At 44.0% G+C, this 11,344-nt stretch carries 10 protein-coding genes; 7 read left to right on the top strand and 3 right to left on the bottom strand.

Going from position 1 to position 11,344, the window contains the following annotated elements; genetic code table 11:
* Window positions 1-372 precede the first annotated feature (372 nt).
* On the top strand, window positions 373-1,887 hold the full coding sequence (gene malQ, locus F6J94_RS21800) for a 4-alpha-glucanotransferase (RefSeq protein WP_293044084.1): 1,515 nt from the start codon (window positions 373-375) through the stop codon (window positions 1,885-1,887).
* A gap of 426 nt (window positions 1,888-2,313) precedes the next feature.
* On the opposite strand, the gene F6J94_RS21795 is transcribed toward malQ, so the two are convergent.
* Complete coding sequence (locus tag F6J94_RS21795) at window positions 2,314-3,102, bottom strand: RodZ domain-containing protein (RefSeq protein ID WP_293044082.1); 789 nt, start codon at window positions 3,100-3,102, stop codon at window positions 2,314-2,316.
* Window positions 3,103-3,133: 31 nt separating this feature from the next.
* Window positions 3,134-3,889, bottom strand: coding sequence for a pseudouridine synthase (locus F6J94_RS21790; protein ID WP_366514191.1), 756 nt, complete (start codon window positions 3,887-3,889; stop codon window positions 3,134-3,136).
* 162 nt (window positions 3,890-4,051) lie between these two features.
* On the opposite strand from F6J94_RS21790, the gene F6J94_RS21785 reads away from it, so the two are divergent.
* The 5 genes from F6J94_RS21785 to F6J94_RS21765 all read left to right on the top strand — a co-directional run bounded on the left by F6J94_RS21785 (window position 4,052) and on the right by F6J94_RS21765 (window position 8,655).
* Window positions 4,052-4,786: a DUF2993 domain-containing protein gene (locus tag F6J94_RS21785; RefSeq protein WP_293044080.1), complete on the top strand. Its 735-nt coding sequence runs from the start codon at window positions 4,052-4,054 to the stop codon at window positions 4,784-4,786.
* Window positions 4,787-5,462: 676 nt separating this feature from the next.
* Window positions 5,463-5,810, top strand: a complete 348-nt coding sequence (locus F6J94_RS21780; protein WP_293044078.1) for a hypothetical protein — start codon at window positions 5,463-5,465, stop codon at window positions 5,808-5,810.
* A gap of 117 nt (window positions 5,811-5,927) precedes the next feature.
* On the top strand, window positions 5,928-7,454 hold the full coding sequence (locus tag F6J94_RS21775) for an AAA family ATPase (RefSeq protein ID WP_293021007.1): 1,527 nt from the start codon (window positions 5,928-5,930) through the stop codon (window positions 7,452-7,454).
* Between the two features lie 155 nt (window positions 7,455-7,609).
* Entirely contained in the window at window positions 7,610-7,963 is a 354-nt protein-coding gene (locus tag F6J94_RS21770; RefSeq protein ID WP_075902645.1) for a DUF1257 domain-containing protein, read from the top strand.
* 365 nt (window positions 7,964-8,328) lie between these two features.
* On the top strand, window positions 8,329-8,655 hold the full coding sequence (locus tag F6J94_RS21765) for a thioredoxin domain-containing protein (RefSeq protein ID WP_070394815.1): 327 nt from the start codon (window positions 8,329-8,331) through the stop codon (window positions 8,653-8,655).
* A gap of 225 nt (window positions 8,656-8,880) precedes the next feature.
* Here F6J94_RS21765 and tnpB read toward each other — a convergent pair whose 3' ends face one another.
* Window positions 8,881-10,089, bottom strand: coding sequence for an IS200/IS605 family element RNA-guided endonuclease TnpB (tnpB, locus tag F6J94_RS21760; protein ID WP_293021012.1), 1,209 nt, complete (start codon window positions 10,087-10,089; stop codon window positions 8,881-8,883).
* 105 nt (window positions 10,090-10,194) lie between these two features.
* Here tnpB and F6J94_RS21755 point away from each other — a divergent pair.
* The coding region (locus F6J94_RS21755) for an LL-diaminopimelate aminotransferase (protein WP_293044076.1) at window positions 10,195-11,344 on the top strand (1,150 nt) is incomplete at its 3' end.

Genomic DNA, 11,344 nt, shown 5'->3' with positions numbered 1-11,344 from the left:
TCTACTTCAAAGACCAGTAAGCATACTGGATCGATGAAGCAACTAGGGAAGATGAAGCGTCAAAAATCACGCTCATCAGACGGGTCTGCTGAAACCCCGTCCCTCTACAGGGCGGGGTAGTTCATTTCGCCTACACAAAGCGCACCGGCAGAGATTTTTAAATTCTCTTATTACAGCTTCCAAATTTGTACAAGATTTAGGATTTTTGCTACCAGGGTTCCGGATCAGAAGCTGTCCGCTAGACCGACTACGCTTTTTATATATGCGCTTTACCGCTACCATAAATTATAGCTTAAAGCCGTCCTAAAAGGACGGGGCTTTAAACCCAAATTTTTTTGGTAAGGCTTACTTACTATTGTTGATTGCTTTTTTATGCCTTTTCCGAGATCTAGTGGTCTTTTGCTCCATCCGACATCCCTACCTAGTCCCTTTGGTATTGGTGACTTAGGTTTACAGGCTTATCAATTCATTGAATTTTTGGCACAAAGCGCCCAGCAATACTGGCAAATATTGCCCCTTGGTCCGATTGGGTATGGTAACTCTCCCTATGACTCTTACTCAGCCATGGCAGGCAATCCCCTGCTCATTAGCCCAGAACAATTGCAAAAGCAGGGACTGCTCAAGGATGAAGACTTTGCCAATCTACCAGAGTTTCCCCTTGACTCAGTGGATTACGATCAGGTAATTCAAACAAAGATGCCCCTGTTGTACCAAGCTTGCGATCGCTTCCGTGCCAACGCCTCACCCCAACAGCACCAAAAATTTACAGAATTTTGTCAAGCAAAAGCCAGCTGGTTGGAAGACTATGCTTTATTTATGGCTGTTCGTGATGGGTTTGACCAGAGTAGCTGGCATACTTGGGAACGAGACATTGCTATGGCTCAACCCAAAGCAGTTGAGTATTGGCGGCAGAAATTGCAGGATGAAATTTATTTCTACAAATACCTACAGTTTGAGTTTTTCTGCCAGTGGTCAGCTCTCAAACAGTACGCCAACCATCACCAGATCCAGATTATTGGTGATATTCCAATTTATGTGGCTCACGATAGTGCTGATGTCTGGGCTCATCGGGAAATCTTTGCCATTGATCACGAAACTGGCGAACCCACACTCATGGCTGGGGTGCCTCCGGACTATTTCAGTGCCACAGGTCAGTTGTGGGGTAATCCAGTATACAACTGGAAACAGTTACAGGCAGATAACTTCCGATGGTGGATACAACGCTTCCAAACCATCTTGGAGTATGTAGACATTGTGCGGATTGACCATTTCCGGGGATTTGAAGCCTACTGGCAAGTCAAGCAAGGAGAAACAACTGCCATCACTGGAGAATGGGTTAAGGCACCAGGAAAAGAATTTTTTGAAGTACTCCAAGACAAGTTGGGAAATTTGCCAATTATTGCCGAAGATTTAGGGATCATCACTCCAGAAGTAGAAGCATTACGCTCACGGTTCCAGTTTCCTGGTATGAAAATTTTACAGTTTGCCTTTAGTGGGGGATCAAGTAACCCTTACTTACCGTTTAACTATGTCCGCAACTGTGTGGTTTACACTGGTACCCATGATAATGACACAACAGTAGGTTGGTTTAAAAAACTCTCTGCTGAAGATAAGCAGATTATAATTAATTACTGTGGACCAGTTAGCGAAGAAGGCATCCATTGGGATTTAATCCGATTAGCGCTCAGTAGTATTGCCAACCAAGCGATTATTCCTGTGCAAGATATTTTAGGTCTGGACACAGATGCTCGAATGAATTTTCCCAGTACCGTGGAAGGTAACTGGCAATGGCGCTATCGACCGAATGCGTTGAGTGAAGAATTGGCTAATCGCCTCAAAATCCTCACTCACACTTACGGTCGTGCTCCCGTCAGTTCTGACTATTAAGCCTAGTCATATTATATTCGAATAGTTTTAACAATTAATCCTATTAAGATTAATCCTACTTAAGTCATTATTGGTTGTTTATAATTTGACAAATGTTAATTATTAATTTACAATCGTCAAATCACAATCCTATTATATACAAGGGATTAACTGGGCTTTATATAAGTTAAGTCGTTGCTATAGTATTTTAAGTTGATATGTTCAACTTTAATTGATTAACAAAGTTAACAGGTAACATTAGGAAAGAGAGCCGACAATTGTTTGGTGTTATGGTCAATCAGCATTGGTTTTTATACATATATTTTGAATTTGAAATAATATAGGTTGTGATTTTTTTATTAAAATCTATAGGTTTTTGCTCCCAATTATCTGCTTTTTTAATGTTTAATATTGATTAGTTTAATCCTTTTCCCCTAGAAAGCTTGACTACTGGAGAGAGGGTCTAGGTTTAGCGGCAAAGGTTAATGCTTCTACTGCACCAGGAGCCCCCATCTGCTTTGCCTGTTGGTTATTGAACTCAACGATTACATTCCCAGCATCGCCAGCTTTAACAAATAGTTTTTCGTTAGCAACCCAAGTCTTCTGGGTTCCTTCTTCTAGGATGCCTTCATATTCTTTCTTCCCATCTGCCACTATCAGAAGCCAAGATCTACCTTTGAGAGTGATATCCACCTGAACTGGCTTATTTGGACTCGAAGGTATCTTGGTTAAGGCTAACTGGGCTTGCGAGTTAGTTTGATCTAAATTACCGGGTGTCGGTAACGATTGAGCTGGAGACGAGTTTGGTTCCTTATCAGTTATTTGTGGCTTAGAAGGGTTGATTAGGACAGATAAGCCACTCACTGAACTAATAACCAAGCAAATGTAGAACAAATAAAGATGAAACGGTCGCAGTTGAGGAACCCAACTGTTACCCCAGGAAAGTTTTGACCTTTTTACAGTTACCCCAGTGGGAAAAGCCTTGGCAAACTCGTCTCCATTTAAGCCTAGTGCATCCCCAAAGTGCTTGATAAACCCTTGAACATACACAGGTTCTGGTAATTGGTCTAGCTTGCCTTGCTCTATTGCCCTCAAAAATCGTGCATTAATTCGGGTGCAAGCGGCAATTTCCTCAATGGTTTTACACTGTTGAGTACGTAACTGACACAGATATGAACCCATTTCTGCCAGCTTCTTCTCTTGTTGTTGCTGCAACGGGACTTTGTTTTCATTCATACACGGTACTCCTCGACATCTGCTGGCATTTTTACTGAACAATGGTGGATTTACTGGTAATAAAACTCACCTCTACATCATTCAAGGCACGGTAGTCACCACAAGGAAGAATTGGCTCTCCTGGTAGATTTAATTTAATCGGGCCAATAGCAGTACGATGTAGATGAATCACTGGATAGCTTAGGAGTTGAGCAACACGACGGATCTGTCGGTTTCTACCTTCCGTTAAGACTACCTCCAAAAGTGTGGATTGACCCTTACGCTTAAGTACACGAACTTGAGCGGGTAACGTTTTTTTACCCAGCAGATTAACACCTTCACGCCAAGTTTGCAGTACCGATTCTGGGGGATTACCCCGTACCCAAACCTGATACGTCTTAGGTATGTGATGACTAGGATGGGTCAGGCGAAATGTTAGCTCACCATCATTGGTCAGTAGTAATGCACCTGTAGAATCGGCATCCAGCCTTCCTACAGGATGAATCCCCTGACCCTTGGTTAGTTTATCCGGTAATAAGTCAATTACTGTCGGACGATTACGGGAATCTCGGCAAGTGGAAACTACTCCAGCAGGCTTGTTCAGTAAAAGGTAGATAGATTGAGGTCGGTGATAGGGGTTGATCGGTTTGCCATCCACTTCGATTACATCTGTTTCTGGATCAGCTTTCTGCCCCAAATGTACAGTCGTACCATTTAGGCGCACTTGTCCTGCGGCTATCATCTTCTCGGCTCGACGCCGTGACGCAATACCCCACTGTGAAAGAATTTTTTGTACTCTTTCCTCCATGACCCAACATTTGGCTTTAGCTTTGTCTTCTGGACTATGGTGATGCTGAATCTAGTTTGTCTTATGCTTATAGTGTGCCCAGGAGTTGATTTCCATTAGACAACGACTTCAAAATACTATGTACAAAAATACTATGTACAAATAGTACAAGAAGGTGTTCTTTTGGTTAAAACTCCCAAAACCTCGAAGCAAAAGCCAAGTCAGATTATCAGCAAAGTTATTTCCCCAGCGCTACGGCTGTGGCTGCGATCGCAAGTAGAGGAAGTTGCTACATTGCAACTAAGCATTGTAGGATGCGATCGCCAAATCCTGACTGGTTACATTCCTCAGGTTGCCCTTGCTGCCAACCAAGCAGTTTATCAAGGACTGCATCTAAGCCAAATTCAGCTCGAAGGCAGTAATATTAGACTCAACCTGGGTCAGATAATTAAGGGTAAACCCCTACGTCTTTTAGAACCAGTTCCCGTAGTGGGTCACCTATTACTCCTAGAACCAGACCTGCAATCATCTCTTGAAGCACCCTTGTTATCTAACGCTTTGACGGAGTTATTATATACATTCCTCAAATCAGATGATATCATTCAACCCGGTAACGACCCAAAACCGCCACAAATACGCTGGCAAAAGATTAATATCAATATAGGACAGCTGACCTTAAGAGGCATTTCAACTAATCCTGATGTTGCTAGCCAGCTGATAGTAATTCGTGCTGGTATCCAACTGGCGACCCCCAACCAACTCGAACTGAACCCCTTGCAAGTTCAGATAGATCATGATGCCCCCCCTATTAGCTTAGATGGCTTTCTAATCAATTTAGGACCAGAGGTGGAGCTTCAGGAACTTACCCTCACAACTGGACAACTGATATGTCGTGGAGGATTGAAGGTAATGCCTTAGTCGTTAGTCCTTAATCGTTATTTATGATACTTTTAGCTGTTTTTAATTAGCTTAAGCGCGTTGATATTGTGGCTATATAATTCATAATTATGTCATTAATGCGTCATTACCTGTAATAAAACCATCCTTTCCATCCTTAAGGAAAAAACCTACCCATAACAGCTTTTGTTAGGTGCGCTTACAGTTGTCGAATTAAATTCGCGTGATTGTCGCGCCTCTGGATGCAGTTCCTGATGGTTTGGGTTCTGTGTGCCCAGGCAAGGGTCCACACCTGTCAGCCATGCAAAGCCCGAGTGGTTTGAAGTTACCGTAAGACAGGCTCGCCTTAATCAATAAGTTTTAACCATGCATCTGCATAGCCTATCAACTATAAAGGCTCAACGTAATCAGGTTTCGTCTCCGGGGAAAACCCCCGCAGGTCGGCGCTGCCTCCCCTGTTCCCTTGCTGCATCGCTGTAAGCCCTGTCGAGAAAGTCTTTTGCTTCACAATCGCTCCCTTTTCGTGCTGCATACGTTGCCAACTACAGGCGCGCCTTATGCTATTCCTTATCCATCCTTCCGTAAGATTATTAAGTAATGTAACAATTTTGCGGTTATACCAGCTAAATGTCTTGACAGCTAGAGAGGAAGCCGATAAGGTTAAATACATACCCGGGTACAACGATATAAAAAATATATGCAAGACAAGCAAAAAGTTACTCTTTATCTTCCACCAGGATTGCACCGCCGGCTCAAAATTAAAGCGGCTGTTGATTCTGAATCAATGTCAGCTATGGTTGAGAGGGCGATTATATTCTACATAGAACATCAAGATGTGGTTGAAGAGGTAGACCAATATGGACAAACCCATAAAGTATACCCCTGTCCTGAGTGTTATAGTGACTTGGTTCTCTCAGAGGGAAAATTAGTTGCTCTGAAAAACCAACCTGGTGTGATATCGGAAGAACTCCCAGTAGAAAAGGTAACAGCAAAAGTATGCTCCAGTACCGATTCTCACGGAGAAGAGGAATTGGTTCCTTGTTAAGGTAGCCAAAGTTAAGGTAGACAAATTAATCTACTCGCAGAGCACACTTAGTTAGCTCAGTGGTTCAGTTGAAGATGTTTGGGCAGTTGTAAGCCGTCTCTAATATTAGGTAGAGTTATGCAAGAAGAGATAAACGTTCTCATTCAAGCTCAATATCCTCTAATCTACCTCGTGACTCCCGAGGAGGAGCGGGCAGAGAGGGCAATAGCAATGATTGCTCAAAGGAAGTCTCAACAGCAACGAGTCTTCGTTTGGACCGTCACTCACGGGATTGTTGAGTATGGTCAATCACGCCACACCACTCAGCACAATACGGTCTCTCCTGAGGCAGCAGTTCAGTGGGTAATTCAACAAAAAGAGCCTGGTATATACATCTTTAAGGACTTACATCCCTTTATAGATGCACCAGCAACTACCCGATGGTTGCGGGATGCGATGGCAAGCTTTAGGGAGGAAGCAAAGAAGTCTCTTAAAAAGTCTATCATCGTAATGTCCCCGGTGCAGCAGATTCCTATTGAGTTGGAAAAGGAAGTGGTTGTGCTTGACTTTCCCCTACCAAACCTTAAGGAACTTAACCAAGTCCTATCCCACCAACTGGATCAGAGTAAAACTCGCCGAACGACTACAGAAACTAGGGAAAAGCTGCTCAAAGCAGCATTAGGCTTGACCCGCGATGAAGCAGAGAAGGTTTATCGCAAAGCCTACGTTAAAGCTGGTCGTCTCACCGAAGCTGAAGTCGATATTGTTCTATCCGAGAAGAAGCAGATCATCCGCCGCAACGGGATCCTAGATTATATCGAAGAAGATGAAACCCTCGATTCTATAGGAGGGTTAGAGGAACTGAAGCGTTGGCTGAAGCAGCGCTCTAATGCCTTTACCGAGAGGGCGAGAGAATATGGTTTGCCTCAACCGAAGGGAATGTTGATTCTAGGGGTTCCTGGCTGTGGTAAATCTCTAATTGCCAAAACTACGTCTCGTTTATGGGGTCTGCCACTATTGCGCCTGGATATGGGGCGAGTATACGATGGCTCGATGGTAGGGCGCTCGGAAGCTAACCTACGCAATGCTTTGAAGACGGCAGAATCAATCTCTCCAGCTATTCTCTTCATAGATGAGCTTGATAAGTCGTTTGCTGGTAGCAGCGGTTCTTCTGACTCTGATGGGGGTACTTCAAGTCGGATATTTGGTTCTTTCCTGACCTGGATGCAAGAAAAAACCTCACCAGTCTTTGTGATGGCGACAGCAAACCGAGTGGAGCGCCTACCAGGAGAATTCCTGCGCAAAGGTCGTTTTGATGAGATATTTTTTGTTGATTTACCCAACACCCAAGAACGCCAGCAAATCTTTGAAATTCACCTGAAAAAGCGGCGTGGAGATATTGACCGCTTTGACATTGAACAGTTAGCTAAGGTTTCTGAAGGTTTTTCTGGGGCTGAGATTGAGCAAGCTATGGTGGCAGCCATGTACGAGGCATTTGCTCAAGACCGGGAGTTTACTCAACTGGATATTATTGCCGCGATTAAATCAACTCAGCCTCTATCGCGCACGATGACAGAGCAGGTTGCAGCCCTGAGGGACTGGGCTAGGCAACGCGCGCGACCTGCTGCATCCTCCCTAGCTGAATATCAGCGTATGGAGTTCTAACAGGCTTTCTCCTGCTCCCAACAGGAGTAAAGGCTAGCAAAACATCATTGCTAGCAGTTTGATAAGTAGCCGCTTGTAATTGTTGAGGGCGGCTAGCAATAAAAGTAAAATGCTACGTTGTCGTTTCTCTGATACCTTTTCTGGAGGAAATCCACATGTCTCACTTTAGCACTCTGCGCACTAAAATCTCCGATGCCGAAATCCTGAAGACTTCCCTGTGTGACCTGGGAATCAATGTTAAGACAGAAGCTGATGTTCGCGGCTACAATGGTCAACGAGTTCGCGCTGACTTGGTTGCCGTTCTCGAAGGCGAATATGATCTAGGTTGGTCTCGCAACAGTGATGGCACCTTTGACCTGATTGCTGACCTTTGGGGTGTGGCTAAGAAGCACAACCAAACCGAGTTGATCAACTCCATCAACCAGAAGTATGCCGTTAACAAGACCTTGGCAGAAGTCAAGCAGCGTGGGCTAAACAATGCCAACGTTAAGTTGGTGCTACAAAAGTAGTCCATTTAGGCGTTCCCAAGCTCACGGGTTGACCAATTGTATAGCGGGTTAACCCGTTTTTTTGTGCAAATTTTTGTGCAATTGTATAAATTTCGATTTTAGAAAAGCCGATAAACCATAAAGGCTGAGAACTCCGACGGCTTGATTTAAACTTCCTTGACAAGGGAGTTTTGATCTGGTGCAAACGGTATGATGTTTTCAGTCATAGTAAAATATTCTATACTCAACGTGTCCAGATGCGGCTCGACGCCCATCTCGTAACAATTGTTTATAATCCCCCATGCTTGAGCTGGGGGGAAGTTCAAGCAATTAATATATAGATTATGTCAATGCAGTCTAATCTAGTCTTTTGAGGGGATACCGTTGTGAGTAATGTGATTACAATCGAAGATAAAGATTTTGAAATTGAAGTTTTAAAAGCCCAGCAGCCAGTACTGGTATACTTCTGGGCAACTTGGTGTGGACCATGCCGCTTAGTATCGCCATCAGTGGACTGGGTTGCTAAAAATTATAGCGATCGCTTAAAAGTCATTAAGATGGAAGTAGACCAACATCAAGATGCCGTTGCCAAGTGCAAGGTAGAGGGTGTCCCTGCTCTAAGACTGTTTAAAAATGGTGAGCTGGCCAAATCCCATGAGGGAGCAATTACCAAAGCTCAATTGAAAACTATGCTGGATGAGAATTTAAATTAGGACAGTAAGGGGCAATGGGAGCAATGCCAGCGCAGATGGGAAAGTCTCGTGCATGAGAGCTGATTTGTAAAGGAAATCTTAAGAAGTCTGAAAGCATTGCTATGATTGTCTTTTGGGTATTAAATAGTTCAATTGTTCTATTTTAGCGCAAGCCTTATCCTACAAAGATTACAGCGAGTTTACGAATCAGCTCTGAATAGACAAAAGAAAAAGACTAAGAGTGAACTACCCCCGACACGCTGCGCGTAATCGGGGGCTTCCCAATTCATGGGGGACTGCATCTGAGACAACAGAAGTTTTCCCAGGTTGTCTTACGTCCCCTCCAAGGGCAGTAGAGCTAGTTCCTAACTCCAATATCCGCAAGCCTTGATTTCTAATATTGATAGCAGCATTGATATCTCTATCATGGTGAGTGCCACAAAAAGGACAAGTCCAATTTCTAACAGACAAGTCCATCTCGACCTGTTGATGATCACAAACATGACAAAGCTTCGATGATGGAAACCATCTGTCAATTTCAACGTAGATTTTCCCTGCCCATTCAGCTTTGTAGGTGAGCATTGTTGTGAACATTCCCCAGCCACAATCACTAATGGCTTTAGCCAAATTAGGATTTTTAACCATGCCTTTAACATTGAGATTTTCCACCACAATAACTTGGTTTTCGTTAACTATCTTGCGGGATAGTTTGTGCAGAAAATCCTCTCTACATCTGGCAATAAAACCTTGAACTTTGGCTACCTTTATTCTGGCTTTGTTTCGGTTTTTGCTACCTTTTTGTTTCCTAGATAAACTTTGTTGCTTACGCTTCAAATTCTTGGCGTGTTGAGCAATATGTCTAGGATTATCATACTTCTCACCCTCACTAGTGACCGCAAAATGAGTCAATCCTAAATCAATACCTATAGCAAGGCCAAGGCTGTTAGGTTGTTGAGGTTCAATTCCATCCTCAACTAGAATTGAGGCAAAGTACTTACCATCTGGATTCATGGAGACTGTTACCGATCTCAATTCTCCTTCAATGGGACGATGCTGACGGCAGTAAACTTTACCCACTTTTCCTGGAAGCTTCAGGTAATCTCCCTCAATGTGGAAATGTTGAGGATAAGTCACTGTTTGCCTTCCCTTCTTTGATTTGAATCGAGGGTATTTAGCTCGTTTATCAAAGAAGTTTTTGAACGCGGTTGATAAGTTATTGGCTACAAACTGAAGACATTGAGAATAGCAATCTTTGAGCCATTCGTACTCTTTTTTGAGACCCGGTAACAGTCCCTGTATTGCTGCTCTGGATAAGCTTTTTCCCGTATCTTGATAGGTTTGTTGACACAAAGTAAGAGCATAATTCCAAAACCATCTAGCACAGCCAAAGCTACGAGCTAAAGCGATGTGCTGACTGTTGTCTGGGTATAGTCTGAACTTGTATGCCTTGAGCACTATTACAATTGAGGAATTCTAATATAATTGTACCACAAACCATGCTCGCTATCCATCCCCCACCTGCTACGCGGCGGTGGGGGAATTTCCCGGAGAATTTTTAAAATGCAGTTTGCCCAACGTTTACAACCCCTGCAAGCAAATGTATTTGCCGATATGGATCAGGCCAAAGCGTTGGCAGCTGCTGGGAAAGAAATCATTGACCTATCCTTAGGGTCTTCCGATTTACCAGCTCCCAACCATGTGTGTGCTGCGATTGAAGCCTCGTTGTATGAGCCCAGCACTCACGGTTACTTGCTGTTTCATGGTACTAGAGCGTTTCGTCAGGCAGCAGCTAGCTGGTATACTGAAAAATTTGGTATTCCGGTTGACCCAGAAACTGAGGTGCTACAACTGATTGGTTCTCAGGAAGGCACAGCTCATTTACCTTTAGCTGTGCTTAATCCGGGGGATTTTGCTCTGCTACAAGACCCAGGCTATCCTTCCCATGCCGGTGGTGTCCACCTAGCCAGTGGTCAGATTTATCCGATGCCCCTATTGGCAGAAAACAATTTTTTGCCTGTATTTGAGGATATCCCCGAGGCAGTGCTAGCTCAAGCACGGATGATGGTGTTGAGTTATCCCCATAATCCCACTACTGCGATCGCACCCTTGTCTTTTTTTAAGGAAGCAGTGGCATTTTGTCAGTGCCATAACCTGGTATTAGTTCACGATTTTCCCTACGTTGATATCGTTTTTGAAGATACCAGAGGCAATGGCGAGCAGATCGGGAAAATCCCAGAAACCCTCAATCCCAACTCTGTTGCTCCCTCAGTTTTGCAAGCAGACCCAGAGAAGACTGTATCGATTGAGTTTTTTAGCTTTTCCAAGTCTTACAATATGGGAGGCTTCCGGATTGGCTATGCTATCGGTAATGCTCAATTGATTCGAGCGTTGCGGCAGGTAAAAGCGGCAATTGACTTTAACCAATACAGGGGGATTCTCAATGGTGCGATCGCAGCGTTGAATGGTTCTCAAGACATTGTTAAACCTGTAGTCACCACCTATCAACAGCGGCGGGATGCCTTTGTCCATGCTTTAAACCGCATTGGTTGGTCAGTGCCAGTGCCATCAGCCACTATGTATGTCTGGGCAAAATTGCCAGAACCTTGGGCAGGGAACTCAGTAAAATTTTGTACTAGCTTGGTAGAAGCCACCGGGGTGGCTGCTGCTCCAGGAGCTGGTTTTGGCAAGGCTGGTGAAGGCTATGTCCGTT

This window comes from Moorena sp. SIO1F2 (genome assembly GCF_010672755.1).
In the GTDB taxonomy this organism is placed as follows: domain Bacteria; phylum Cyanobacteriota; class Cyanobacteriia; order Cyanobacteriales; family Coleofasciculaceae; genus Moorena.
The sequence above is the reverse complement of the archived record's forward strand: the minus strand, read 5'-3'. Positions and strand labels throughout refer to the sequence as shown.